The sequence below is a fragment of the Amycolatopsis sp. cmx-4-83 genome (assembly GCF_046548815.1).
GTDB classification, from domain to species: domain Bacteria; phylum Actinomycetota; class Actinomycetes; order Mycobacteriales; family Pseudonocardiaceae; genus Amycolatopsis; species Amycolatopsis pretoriensis_A.
The window spans coordinates 176,677-189,270 of record NZ_JAEBEF010000006.1 but is presented as its reverse complement, the minus strand read 5'-3'; the positions used below and the strand labels follow the sequence as shown (position 1 = coordinate 189,270).

The following is a 12,594-nucleotide window of genomic DNA, read 5'->3' as shown; positions in this document are numbered from 1 at the left end:
ATCGTCGATGCGCTTCGACAATGATCTCCCTGGAGGCCGCCCGTGGTCACGATCAACGACGTCGCTTCCGCGGCGGGGGTGGCCCCCAGCACGGTGTCGTACGTGATCAGCGGGAAGCGCTCGATCTCGCCGAAGACCCGGCGGCTGGTCGAAGACAGCATCCGCCGGCTCGGCTACCACCCGCACGCCGGCGCGCGGGCGCTGGCCAGCAGCAAGACGAACGTACTCGCGCTGGTCGTGCCGCTGCGCACCGACCTCAACGTCGCCGTGGTGATGGAGTTCGTCGCCTCGGCGGTCACCGCGGCCCGCGCGCACGACCACGACCTCCTGCTGCTGACCAAGGACGAAGGCCCGGCCGCGCTGCAGCGGGTGGCGTCCTCGGCGATCGCCGACGCGCTGATGGTGATGGACGTCGAAACCGCCGACCCGCGGGTGCCGATGCTGCTCGCGCTCGACCTGCCGGTGGTCCTCATCGGCGTGCCCGACCACCCGGCCGGGCTCAGCTGCGTCGACCTCGACTTCACCGCCGCGGCATCGGCGTGCGTCGCGCACCTCGCCGACCTCGGGCACCGCGCGATCGGCCTGATCGGCCCCTCCCCCGCCGTCTACCGGCGCGGAACCAGTTACGCGACGCGGTTCCTGCGCGGCTTCGACGACGCGGCGAAGACACGGGACGTGCGGGCGGCGAACCGGCCGTGCGCCCACTCCTACGAAGCGGTGAGCGCCTGCCTGGACGACCTGCTCACCGCCGACCCGGACCTGACCGGCCTGGTCGTGCACAACGAGGCCGTCCTGCCCGGTCTGCTCGCGGACCTGCGCCACCGCGGCCTGCGCGTGCCGGAGGACATCTCGGTCATCGCGGTCTGCCCGGACAGCATGGCCGAGCAGCACGCCGTCGCGCTGACCAACGTGGCCATCCCCGCCGAGGAGGTCGGCACCCAGGCCGTCGAAATGACCATGCGCCGGCTCGCCGGCCACACCACCCCGGAGGTCCGGCTGCTCGGGCCCCGCCTCACCCGCCGCGAGAGCACCGCCGCACCGCGCTGATCCGGTTCTGCTCCACCGCCGAAGGAGAATCGCCATGCCCGTAGCCCGTCGCGCCCTCGTGCTGGCCGCGAGCGCCGCGCTCTTGGCCGCCTGCAGCCCCAGCCCGGCGCCCACGACGTCCAGCAGCGCCCAGCCCGCCGGCTCGATCACCGAGCTCGACTACTACGCCGACGAGCAGGGATCGGCGGCGTGGCAGAAGATCCTCGACGCGTGCGCGGGCCGGACCGGCATCAAGATCGAGCGGCAGAAAGTGCCGACCAGCCAGATGCTGCCGAAGGTCCTGCAGGGCGCGAGCTCGAAGACGCTGCCGGACCTGCTGTTCACCGACAACCCGACGCTGCAGCAGGTCGCCGCCACCGGCGCGCTGACGCCGCTGGCCGACTACGGCATCACCACCGACGGCTTCTACGAAAGCATCGTCAAGGCGGGCACCTACCAGGACAAGGTGTACGGCGTCGCGCCCGGCGTGAACGGGCTCGCGCTGATCTACAACAAGGACCTGCTCGCCGCGGCCGGTGTCCAGCCGCCGAAGACCTGGGACGAGCTCAAGGCCGCCGCGGCGAAGCTGACCAAGGACGGCAAGTACGGGCTCGCTTTCTCCGCCATCCCGTCCGAAGAAGGCACTTGGCAGTTCTTGCCGTTCTTCTGGAGCAACGGCGCCGAACTGTCCCAATTGGACTCGGCGCAGTCGGTGAAAGCGCTTCAGTTCGTCACCGACCTGGTGAACTCCGGGTCGGCCTCGAAGTCCGTCGTGACGTGGAACCAGAACGACGTCGCCGACCAGTTCGTCGCGGGCAACGCGGCGATGATGGTCAACGGGTCGTGGAACCTCGCCCGGCTCGACGAGCAGCAGGCGCTGCACTACGGCGTCGTGCCGATCCCGGTGCCGCAGGCGGGCGCCAAGCCGGTGGTCGCCCTCGGCGGCGAAGTCGGCGCCGTGCCGGTCACGAGCGGCCCGGCCCAGCAGGCGGCGGGCAAGGTGCTCTCCTGCGTCCTCTCCGAACCCACGATGCTGCAGTGGAGCAAGGCCCACGCCTACATCCCGTCGAAGACGGCGGTGGCCGCGAAGTTCGGCACCGAGCAGCCCGCGATGCAGGCGTTCGTCGACGAAGTCGGCTCGGCCCGCTCCCGCACCGCCGAGCTCGGCGAGAAGTACCCGAAGGTCTCGCAGGCGCTGGCCGATGCCGTCCAGGCGGCGCTGACCGGGAAGCTGCCGGCCGACCAGGCCCTCAAGGCCGCGCAGCAGGCGAGCGGGTCGTGACCCTGCTCGCCCCGGCCGTCGCGGCACCCCCTCGTGCCGGCCGGAAACCCCGGCGGGACAACCGGTTCGCCGCGTGGCTGTTCCTGCTGCCCGCGCTCGCTTACATCGTCGTGTTCTTCGGCTACCCGCTGGCCGCGAACGTCGTGATGAGCACGCAGGACTACACGGTGAAGTCGTTCTACACCGGCGAAGCCCCGTTCGTCGGCCTCGCCAACTACGCGGCCGTGTTCGGCAACCCGCTGTTTTCGACGGCGGTCGTCGACACGGTCCTGTTCACCGCCGGGTCGCTCGTCTTCCAGTTCGGCATCGGGCTGGCGCTGGCGGTGTTCTTCAACGGCCGCTTCCTCGGCAGCGCGCTGCTGCGCTCGCTGCTCCTGCTCCCCTGGCTGCTGCCGCTGGTGGTCAGCGGCGCGGTCTGGCGGTGGATGTTCGACCAGGACCACGGCGTGCTCAACGCGGCGCTGCGCGCGGTCGGCCTCGACGCGGTCCCGTGGCTGAGCAGCACGGGCTGGGCGCTGCCCGCGGTGATCCTCACCAACATCTGGATCGGCATCCCGTTCAACCTGGTCATCCTGCACGGCGGGCTGCGCGCGATCCCCGCGTCGCTCTACGAAGCCGCCGCGCTGGACGGCGCCGGGGCCTGGCAGCGGTTCCGGCACCTCACCTGGCCGCTGCTGCGGCCGGTCACCGGGATCGTGCTCATGCTCGGGCTGGTCTACACGATCAAGGTGTTCGACGTGATCATGGTCGTCACCGGCGGCGGGCCGGCCAACGCGACCCAGACGCTCACGACGTGGTCCTACCGGCTGTCCTTCCAGGACTTCGCGTTCGGGCAAGGCGCCGCGGTCGGCAACGTCCTCATCCTGGTGGCGACGGTGTTCGGGCTGCTCTACCTGCGCTCGGCGAAGGCGACCCTGGCCGAGGCGGCGGCGTGAAAGCCCGGACGGTGGCCGGCGTCCTGATCGTCGCGGTGCTGTTGTTCCCGCTGTACTGGATGGTCAACGCGTCCCTGCAGCCCAGCGGCGCGCTGCTGCGCCCCGACCCGGCGTTCTTCCCCGTCGACGGCACCCTGGACGGCTACCGGAAAGCCGTGGCGACGCAGGGGCCGGACCTCCTCTCCAGCGTCGTCGTCGCCCTCGGCACGGTGCTCGTGTCGCTGGTGATCGCCGCACCGGCGTCGTACGCGCTGGCGCAGCTGAAGGTGCGCGGCGGTCCCGTGCTGGTGTTCGTGCTGCTCATCGTGCAGATGATCCCCGGCATCGTGATGGCCAACGCGCTCTACACCGTGTTCAGCAACCTCGGGCTGATCGACAACTACCTCGGGCTCGTGCTCGCCGACTCCACCGCGACCATCCCGTTCGCCGTGCTCCTGCTGCGGGCCTTCATGATCTCGGTACCCAAGGAGCTCACCGAAGCGTCCCGGGTGGACGGTGCCGGGTACTGGCGGACGTTCTTCTCGATCATCGTCCCGGTCAGCCGCAACGCGCTCGTCACCGCCGGGCTGTTCTCGTTCCTGTTCGCCTGGGCGGACTTCCTTTTCGCGGTCACCCTCACCACCGGCCGGTCGTTCGAGCCCATCACCGTGGGCATCTACCGGTTCGTCGGCAACCAGTCCGCCGACTGGAACGGGATCATGGCCACCGCCGTGCTCGCCGCGATCCCCGCGGCCGTCCTGCTCGTCGTCGCCCAGCGGTACGTCGTCGCCGGGCTGACCAGCGGCGCCGTCAAAGACTAAGGAGAGCGCTTGATCGCCACGACCGAAGACGGCCGCTCGCTGGAGGTCCGCGTGCGGCACGAGGTGCTGCGCGTCGAGCCGTGGGGCGACGGCAGCCTGCGCGTGCGCGCCGGGCGCCACCGGATCCTCGACGACGTGCCGGGCGCGCTGCTGCCCGCGAAGCCGTCCGCCGCGACCGCCACCGCCGACGGGCGCACCGGCCGGGTCGTCAACGGCGCGCTCACCGCGATCGTGGAGCTCGCCGACACCGACACCGGCATCGACGCGCAGCTGCGGTTCGTCCGCACCGACACCGGCGAGGAGCTGCTTTCCGAGCAGCGGGCGCACTTCTGGTGGCCCGGCGCGCGGCTGTTCATGCCGTCCCGCAACGGCTACGGCCGGCTCGAGCAGCGGTTCGCCGCCTACGACGACGAGCGGGTCTACGGGCTCGGGCAGCACACGCACGGGCGGCTCGACCAGAAGGGCCTCGTGCTCGACCTGGTGCAGCGCAACGCCGAGGTGTCGGTGCCGTTCCTGCTCTCCAGCCGCGGCTACGGGTTCCTGTGGAACAGCCCGGCCGTCGGGCGGGTCGAGCTGGCCGCCAACGGCACCCGCTGGGTCGCCGACGACGCCCGCCAGCTCGACTACTGGATCACCACCGGCGACGGCCCGCGGCAGGTCCTGAGCCACTACGCCGACGCGACCGGGCACGCGCCCATGCTGCCCGAGTGGGCGGCCGGGTTCTGGCAGTCGAAACTGCGCTACCGCACCCAGGACGAGCTCCTGGCCGTGGCGCGCGAGTACCACGCGCGCGGGCTGCCGCTGTCGGTGATCGTGGCGGACTTCTTCCACTGGACGCACCTCGGCGACTGGCGGTTCGACCCGGACGGGTGGCCGGACCCGGCCGGGATGATCCGGGAGCTGGCCGACCTCGGCGTCAAGCTGATGGTGTCGGTGTGGCCGTCGGTCAGCCCGCTCTCGGAAAACTACCGGGAGCTGCACGAGCAGGGCCTGCTGGTCGCCGCGGAGAGCGGGGTCCCGGCGCACGCGCCCTGGAAGGACAAGGGCTTCGACGTCGAGATGCCGGTCGCGTTCTACGACGCGACGAACCCCGCGGCGCGGCGGTTCGTCTGGGCGAAGGTCAAGGAGAACTACTACGACCTCGGTGTGCGCGCGTGGTGGCTGGACGGCGACGAGCCCGAGATCCAGCCCGGCCACCCGCACAACCTCGGCTTCCACGCCGGGCCGGGCTCGGAGGTCTTCAACCTCTACCCGCAGGCGAACGCGCAGGCGTTCCACGACGGCATCCGCGCCGAGGGCGACGACGAGGTGGTGCTGCTGTCGCGCTCGGCGTGGGCGGGCAGCCAGCGGTACGGGGCCGCGCTCTGGTCGGGCGACGTCGCGGCGACGTGGGAGTCGCTGCGCGCGCAGGTCCGGGCGGGGCTGAACGTGGCGCTGGCCGGGATCCCGTGGTGGACCACGGACATCGGCGGTTTCCACGGCGGCGACCCGGCGTCGCCGGAGTACCGCGAGCTGATGGTCCGCTGGTTCTCCTACGGCGTGTGCTGCCCGCTGTTCCGCCTGCACGGCTTCCGCGACCCGCGCCCGCCGTTCGGCCCGGCGATGACCGGCGGGCCCAACGAGGTCTGGTCGTACGGCGACTCGGCGTACGCGGCCATCACGGCGTCGCTGCGGCTGCGGGAACGGTTGCGGCCGTACCTGATGGCGCAGATGAGGGTGGCGCACGAGCAGGGCATCCCGCCGATGCGGCCGCTGTTCGTCGACTTCCCCGGCGACCCGGAGAGCTGGACGGTCGAGGACGCCTTCCTGCTGGGCCCGGACCTGCTGGTCGCGCCGGTGCTCGAGCCCGGGGCCACCGCTCGTGCGGTGTACCTCCCGGACGGTGCCGTGTGGACGGACGCGGTGACCGGGAAGCGGTACGAGGGCGGGACTTCCGTCGAGGCACCGGCTCCGGCGGACCGGATCCCGCTGTTCCTCCGCGACGACGTGGTGCTGCCGATCCGCCCGGAGTGATCAGGGCCGGACGGCGGCCGCCACGAGGTCCAGCAGGCGCCCGGTCCGCGCCGGTTCGGGGCCGGCCGAGAGGCACACGCCCAGCAGCATGAAGGTGACGTCCTCGGGGTCGGCGTCGGCGCGCAGCGTGCCCGCCTTCGCACCGGCTTCGAGGATCGCGCCGATCGCCGCGACGATGCGCCCGCGTGTCTCCGCCGTCACGATGCGCCCGGCCCCGAGGCTGACGCGGAGCGTGTCGGCCATCCCGCGTTTGGTGGCGAAGAACGCGGCGTAGCGGTCCATCCAGGCCCGGAGGGCCACCGCGGGCGGGTGCTGCTCGAGCAGGGCCGGGGCGCTGGCGCAGACGGCGTCGAGCTCGGCCGCGTAGACGGCTTCGACGAGCGCCTCGCGGGTCGGGAAGTGCCGGTAGAGCGTCCCGATCCCGACGCCAGCCTCACGGGCGATGGTCTCGAGCGCGACGGCACCGTCGGCGGCGAAGGCGTCGCGCGCGACTTCGACGAGCTTTTCGCGGTTGCGGCGCGCGTCGGCGCGCACCGGGCGCCCGGTTTCGGACGAAGGCAAAACGGAGGTCCCTCCGATTGTGCTACGGTCGGTTTAGCGGAGGTTCCTCCGCTTCACCATCATCGCACGAAAGCGGGACAGCCATGCCCTCCAGCCAGCTCGCCGGCCACACCGTCTCCCGCGTCGGGTTCGGCGCGATGCAGCTCGAACGCCTCCACGAGGACCGGCCCGCGGCCGTCGCGCTGCTGCGCCGGGCCCTGGACCTGGGCGTCGGTCACATCGACACCGCCGAGTTCTACGGCAACGGCTTCGTCAACGACGTCATCCGCGAAGCCGCCGGCGACGACGTCGTGATCGCCACCAAGGTCGGCGCCGACCCCGACCCGGGCGGCCCGATCCCGCTCCGCCTGGCGCAGCGGCCCGAAGAACTCCGCAAGAGCGTCGAGGACAACCTCCGGACGCTCGGCACCGAGCGGGTCGCCCTGGTCAACCTGCGCCGCGCGGAGCTGCGCCCGGGCCTGCTGGCCGAGGGAGACCAGCTGGTCGACGTCGACGACCAGCTCGCGGTCCTGACGGAACTGCGCGACGAAGGCAAGATCGGGGCGATCGGCCTCAGCAGCGTCGGCCTCGACACCTTCCGGCGCGCCCTGCCGGCGGGCATCGCCTGCGTGCAGAACGCCTACAGCCTCGTCGCCCGCGACGACGAGGAGATGCTCCGGCTGTGCGTGGCGGAGGACATCGCGTGGGTGCCGTTCTTCCCCCTCGGCGGCGCGTTCCCGGGTCTGCCGAAGGTGACGGACGAGCCGGCGGTCCAGGCCGCGGCGTCCGCGCTGGGCGTGACGCCGGCGCAGATCGGGCTGGCGTGGCTGCTGCACCACGCCCCGAACGTCCACCTGATCCCGGGGACGGCGAGCGTGGCGCACCTGGAGGCGAACATCGCGGCGGGGTCGGTGGTCCTGGACGCCGAGACACTGGCGGCGCTGGACGCGGTGCCGTCGCGGTCGCTGGACGCCGCCCTGGGCTGAGTCTTGAACGAGTCGTTCAGGTCACCGGAGGTCCTGAACGACTCATTCAAGGCACCGCCGTCACCGCACCATGGCGTCGTGGCCCAGGAGGTCGCCGAAGACGGAGACCGCGCGGTCGACCGCGTCGTCGTCCACGCCCGCGTGGGTCACCGCGCGGATGCGGTCGTGGCCCAGCTCCTCCACCCGGATCCCGCGGCGGCGGGCCGCCTCGATCAGCGTCCGGGTCGTGTAGCGGTCGTCGCGGACCTTGAAGAACACCATGTTCGTCAGCGGCGGGCCCGGGTCGAGGCGGACGCCCGGGATGCGGGACAGGCCGCGGGCCAGGCGGGCCGCGCGGGCGTGGTCGTCGGCCAGGCGCTCGGTCATCTCCGTCAGGGCCACGATGCCGCAGGCCGCGATCATGCCCGCCTGGCGCATGCCGCCGCCGAGCATCTTGCGCATGCGGCGGGCCGCCGCGATCGTCACGCGGTCGCCGACCAGCACCGAGCCGATCGGGGCGCACAGGCCCTTCGACAGGCAGATCTGCACGGTGTCGGCGTGCTTGGCGACCTCCGCCGCGCTGACGCCCAGCGCCACCGCCGCGTTGAAGATGCGGGCGCCGTCGAGGTGCAGGGCGACGCCGTGGGAGCGGATCAGCCGGGACACCTCGCTCAGGTAGTCCAGCTGCAGCGGCAGCCCGCCGCAGCGGTTCTGCGGGGTCTCCAGGCTGAGCACCGCCGGCGGCGCGATCTGCGGGTCGCTGCGGTCGACCGCGCACGCCTCGGCGATGGCCGCCGGGTCGATGGTGCCGTCGGGCAGGTTCGGCAGCGGGTCGTAGACGATGCCGCCGCACAGCGACGCGCCGCCCGCTTCGTAGACGTAGACGTCGGACTCGTGCCCGACGATCGCCTTGCCGCCGCGCGGGCAGTGCGCCAGCAACGCGGTCAGGTTGGCCATCGTGCCGCTCGGCATCAGGCAGCCGGCCTGCTTGCCGAGCAGCTCGGCGGACAGCTGCTCCAGCCGGTCCACGGTCGGGTCCTCGCCGTAGACGTCGTCGCCGAGCGGGGCGCGGGCGGCGGCTTCCAGCATCGTGGGCGTCGGCAGGGTGAAGGTGTCGCTGCGGAGTTCGACGTGCGCGCCCGGGGTGGACGCGGGTTCCGGGCGCAGCGTCGCGAGGTCGTCGGCGAAAGTGGTCACAACAGGCTCCTTGCGGGTCAGCGGATCAGGGTTCGGACGGCGTCGTCGAGGCCGATTTCGGCCTGGCTCCACCGCCAGCGGCGTTCTTCGGCGGCGGCGCGGATGCGGGCGAACACGGTTTCGGCTTCGGTGACGGCGGCGAGCACGGACTCCCGCGCCGGGCCGCCGCCGTACGCCGCGTGCTGCGTGACTTCGGCCGGGTCGAGCGCGGCCAGGACGTGCGGCGGCTGCCCGGCGAGCCGGACGCGGGCGACCTCGTGCAGCGGGAGGTTCCCGGCGAGGGCCTCCTTGGCGATCGCGCCGACGTCGTGGTGGGCCTGCCGGAACGGGACGCCGGCGTCGACGAGCCGTTCGGCGAGGTGGGTGGCCGCGGTCTGGCCGCCGACCGCGCGTTCGTACATCCGTTCCGGCACCGGTTCGGCGCCCTCGACGACCAGCCGGAGCAGGACGACGGCGTCGGTCGCCGCCTCCAGCGCCGTCCACGCCGGGGCTACGGCTTCGGTGCCGACCGCGATCGCGTTGGTGAAGCGCGCGGTCGCCATGGCCCCCGCCGACGCGGTGAACGCGCCGAGCGGCGCCAGCGCCCGGCCCTGGACGTGCTCCAGCAGGAACGGGTTCCGCTTCTGCGGCATCATCGAGCTCGACCCGACCACGTCGTCGGCCAGCCGCAGCAGCCCGGCCTCGGCGCTGGTCCACGCCTGCAGGTCGTGCGAGACGCGGCAGAGCAGCACGCCGAGCACGGTGGCCGCGGACAGCTGGCGCAGCACGAGGTCCCGGGACGCGACCGCGTGCAGCGAGTTCGCCAGCGGCGCGGCGAAGCCGAGCAGCGCGGTGGTGCGGTGCTGGTCGACCGGCAGCGACGTGCCGCCGACCGCGCCCGCGCCGAGCGGGTTCTGGTCGAGCTCGGCCCCGGCCTGCCAGACGCCTTCGACGTCGCGGACCAGCGCGCACGCCACCCCGGCCAGGTAGTGGCCGTAGGTGATCGGGACCGCGGGCTGGTGGTGGGTGTAGGCGGGCATGGTGACCTCGGCCCAGCGCCGGGCCCGCTCCAGCAGCGCGCGGCCGAGCGCGTCGGACTCGGCGAGCAGCCGTTCGTGCGGCTCGCGCAGCCGGAGCCGGACGACGGTGGCGTTGAGGTCGTTGCGCGAGCGTCCACTGTGGAGGATGCCGCCGACTTCGGCGCCGAGGGTGTCGATCAGGTGGGATTCGTAGGCGAGGTAGCGGCCGCGCGGCGCGGGGACGTCGTGCAGCGGCGCGAACCGCCGGGCCCGCAGGTCTTCGATGCCGGCCAGCAGCGCCGCCGCGGGCCCGGGTTCGACGATGCCGCGTTCGGCGAGCATCACGACGTGGGCGCGGTCGACCTGGCTGATCAGCCCGAGTTCGGCCGCGACCGGGTCGGGTGCGGGTGCGGTGTCGCGGTCGAAGAGGATCTCCCTGGCCGCGGCGGCGATGGGGCTGGTGAGCCTGCCGGTCCCGCCTGGGGCGATGGTCATCGAGGTGCTCCTTCCGGGGTGTCCGGGTGGGGTTCGGGACCGGGCTTCGCCGGTACTTCGGGCGCGGGCCGCTCGGTGCGGGCGGTCCGGGCCACGGTGGTGATGAGGAACCGCAGGGTCATCGGTGGGGGCCTTCCGGGATCAGGGCGGCGCGCAGGCGGTCGAGCGCACCCGCGGCGGCCGCGCGGGCACCACGGGGGCGGTCGGAAACAGCGAGGACGTGCCCCACGCGGTCGCGGTAGTCGCGCGCCGGGCGGACCACGGTGCCGTCCGCGCGGTACAGCCGGGCTTCGGCGACGCCCGGCACCGCCGACGCCTTCGCCACCGCGTCCCCCGCCTCGAGCACCGAGGTCGAGCTCGCCGTGAGGAAGCGCAGTGACGCGCACGCGCGCCGGGACGCCCGCAGGTCCGGCGGCAGTCCGAGTACCGCGGACACCTGCGCCGCCACCAGGTCGACGCCGGTCGCCGCGCGGACCAGCTCCGGGATCATCCCGCCCGCCGGGCGCGGGTTGACCTCCATCAGCCGCGGCCCGTCGGGGGTCAGGCGGATTTCGACGTGCGCCGCGCCGAAACCGAGGCCCAGCGCGGCCACCGCCGCCCGGGACGTGTCGATCAACGCCAGCTCGTCCGCCGGGGGCACCGTGGCTGGGACGTCGTGGCCCACCTCGACGAAGAACGGCGCCGGGCCCAGGTGCTTGCGGACCACCGCCACCACGACGTCGCCGAACAGCTCCACCGAGTACTCCGGCCCGCTCGCGTACGGCTCCACGAGCACCTGCGCCGGGACCGGCAGCCCGCGTTCGTTGTGCGTCACCGAAAGCAGCGCCGCCGCCTGGGAAGCGACCGCCTCCGGCGTCTCGCAGCGCAGCACGCCGACGCTGCCCGAGCCCTCGGCGGGCTTGAGCACCACGGGGAACTCGACCGCCGCCGCGACGGCCGCGTCCACCGAAGTCGCCACCGTGCACGGCGCCCCGAGCACCGCCCGCTGGTGCGCCTTGTTGCGGCACTCCGTCACGGCCAGCGGATCCGGCCCCGGCAGGCCGAGCTTCGCCGCGATCCGCGCCGCGACCGGGATGAAGTACTCCGAACTGCTGGTCACCCCCGCGGGCTCGCCGATGTCCGCCGCCAGCACCGCGCACGCGTCCGCGGTGTCGCACCGGACGACGCGGACGCCGTCTTCGGCCGCGTACGGGTAGCGCGCGGGGTCGGCCGCGGCCAGCACCGGCTCGAAGCCCAGCTCCCTGGCCTGCCGCGCGAACAGCCGCCCGGTACCGGTCGTGTTGCTCTCGACGAGCAAAAGCGTGCGCGTCACGACACGTCACCGAGTGGGCGCCGGCCCCAGTTCAGCCACGTCCACGAGCCACCGGGCTCGGTCGGCGCGACCACTTCGTACGGCTCGGCCGCCCCCGGGTGCGCGAGTCCCTGCGCGCGCAGCCACTCGTCGGAGTAGACGGTGTCCTGGTAGCGGTAGCCCTCGTCCGGCAGCAGCGCGACGACCGTGGCGTCGGGGTTGCGGCGGGAGAACCAGTCCGCGACCTTGAACGACGCGCCGCTGGTCGGGCCCATGAACAGGCAGTGGCGCGCGTACAGCTCGCGCGTCGCGGCGAACGCCTCGGCCGCGCCGATCCAGTGCACCTGGTCGTAGCTCGAGTGCTCGACGTTGGCCGGCACCAGGCTGTTGCCGAGCCCGCGCAGCACGCGCGGCCCGTCCGGCTGGCCGAAGATGGCGCTGCGCTGGGTGTCGACGCCGATCAGCGTCAGCTCCGGGACGAGCATCCGCAGGAACGAACTCGTGCCCGACGTCGAACCGCCGGAGCCGACCGCGCCGACGAGGCAGTCCGGCACGCCGATCGTCTCGGCGAGCTGCTCGGCCACCAGCGCGTACGACCGCGGGTTGTCGGGATTGCTGTACTGGCCCGGAACCCAGTGGTTCGGGTACTCCGCGCGCAGTTCCTCGAGCCGGTCCAGCCGCGCGCGCTGGTAGCCCCCGACGGGACTGGGCTTCGGGCAGATCTCGACGCGCGCGCCGAGGTGCTCGAGCCGGCGTTTGAGCGGGGCGTCGATCGCCGGGTCGCCGACGATCGTGAGCGGGTAGCCGCGCAGCCGGCAGACCATGGCGAGGCCGAGGCCGAAGGTGCCCGACGACGTCTCGAGCACGGTCGTGCCGGGGCCGACTTCGCCGCGCTCCTCCGCGCGGTCGAGCATGAACCGGGCGGGCAGCAGCTTCATCAGGCCGAAGGCGGCGACGTGGAAATTGGGCCGGACGCGGATGATCCGGGGCAGCTCGGTCGCCTCCACAATGGACCGGCTGACGGTGTGGCTGACGGGGGCGGCAAGGGTCAT

At 73.0% G+C, this 12,594-nt stretch carries 11 protein-coding genes; 6 read left to right on the top strand and 5 right to left on the bottom strand.

The features are described from left to right. Window positions 1-42: 42 nt before the first annotated feature. From ACLJQM_RS19755 to ACLJQM_RS19735, 5 genes are read left to right on the top strand one after another with little or no spacing between them, the layout of a single operon-like run. Window positions 43-1,047, top strand: coding sequence for a LacI family DNA-binding transcriptional regulator (locus tag ACLJQM_RS19755; protein ID WP_360769455.1), 1,005 nt, complete (start codon window positions 43-45; stop codon window positions 1,045-1,047). A gap of 34 nt (window positions 1,048-1,081) precedes the next feature. Next, complete coding sequence (locus ACLJQM_RS19750) at window positions 1,082-2,308, top strand: extracellular solute-binding protein (RefSeq protein WP_410632292.1); 1,227 nt, start codon at window positions 1,082-1,084, stop codon at window positions 2,306-2,308. After that, the gene (locus ACLJQM_RS19745) at window positions 2,305-3,243 is read left to right on the top strand and encodes a carbohydrate ABC transporter permease (RefSeq protein WP_396126808.1); all 939 of its coding nucleotides are present in this window, start codon (window positions 2,305-2,307) and stop codon (window positions 3,241-3,243) included. Before ACLJQM_RS19750 ends, ACLJQM_RS19745 begins: the two co-directional genes overlap by 4 nt. Continuing rightward, window positions 3,240-4,043, top strand: coding sequence for a carbohydrate ABC transporter permease (locus ACLJQM_RS19740; protein ID WP_360769460.1), 804 nt, complete (start codon window positions 3,240-3,242; stop codon window positions 4,041-4,043). The genes ACLJQM_RS19745 and ACLJQM_RS19740 overlap by 4 nt, the downstream gene beginning before the upstream one ends. Window positions 4,044-4,052: 9 nt before the next feature. Further along, entirely contained in the window at window positions 4,053-6,056 is a 2,004-nt protein-coding gene (locus ACLJQM_RS19735) for a TIM-barrel domain-containing protein (protein ID WP_410632291.1), read from the top strand. Here the strand turns inward: ACLJQM_RS19735 and ACLJQM_RS19730 are convergent, their stop codons facing one another. After that, complete coding sequence (locus ACLJQM_RS19730; protein ID WP_247023736.1) at window positions 6,057-6,617, bottom strand: TetR/AcrR family transcriptional regulator; 561 nt, start codon at window positions 6,615-6,617, stop codon at window positions 6,057-6,059. Between the two features lie 83 nt (window positions 6,618-6,700). Here ACLJQM_RS19730 and ACLJQM_RS19725 point away from each other — a divergent pair, with 83 nt between their 5' ends. Further along, entirely contained in the window at window positions 6,701-7,582 is an 882-nt protein-coding gene (locus tag ACLJQM_RS19725) for an aldo/keto reductase (protein WP_410632290.1), read from the top strand. A gap of 60 nt (window positions 7,583-7,642) precedes the next feature. Here ACLJQM_RS19725 and ACLJQM_RS19720 read toward each other — a convergent pair whose 3' ends face one another. From ACLJQM_RS19720 to ACLJQM_RS19705, 4 genes are all read right to left on the bottom strand, one after another. After that, window positions 7,643-8,758 (bottom strand): GntG family PLP-dependent aldolase, encoded by a 1,116-nt coding sequence (locus tag ACLJQM_RS19720; protein ID WP_360769466.1) that lies wholly within the window; start codon window positions 8,756-8,758, stop codon window positions 7,643-7,645. A 17-nt stretch (window positions 8,759-8,775) separates the two neighbouring features. Continuing rightward, window positions 8,776-10,251, bottom strand: a complete 1,476-nt coding sequence (locus ACLJQM_RS19715) for an argininosuccinate lyase (protein ID WP_410632289.1) — start codon at window positions 10,249-10,251, stop codon at window positions 8,776-8,778. Between the two features lie 118 nt (window positions 10,252-10,369). Beyond that, entirely contained in the window at window positions 10,370-11,563 is a 1,194-nt protein-coding gene (locus tag ACLJQM_RS19710) for an ATP-grasp domain-containing protein (protein WP_247023743.1), read from the bottom strand. Further along, on the bottom strand, window positions 11,560-12,594 hold the full coding sequence (locus ACLJQM_RS19705) for a pyridoxal-phosphate dependent enzyme (protein WP_360769474.1): 1,035 nt from the start codon (window positions 12,592-12,594) through the stop codon (window positions 11,560-11,562). The genes ACLJQM_RS19710 and ACLJQM_RS19705 overlap by 4 nt, the downstream gene beginning before the upstream one ends.

Coding starts and splice junctions, on each gene's coding strand:
- ACLJQM_RS19750 (WP_410632292.1), top strand. CDS start 1,082: ATGCCCGTAGCCCGTCGCGCCCTCGTGCTGGCCGCGAGCGCCGCGCTC.
- ACLJQM_RS19725 (WP_410632290.1), top strand. CDS start 6,701: ATGCCCTCCAGCCAGCTCGCCGGCCACACCGTCTCCCGCGTCGGGTTC.
- ACLJQM_RS19715 (WP_410632289.1), bottom strand. CDS start 10,251: ATGACCATCGCCCCAGGCGGGACCGGCAGGCTCACCAGCCCCATCGCC.
- ACLJQM_RS19705 (WP_360769474.1), bottom strand. CDS start 12,594: ATGACCCTTGCCGCCCCCGTCAGCCACACCGTCAGCCGGTCCATTGTG.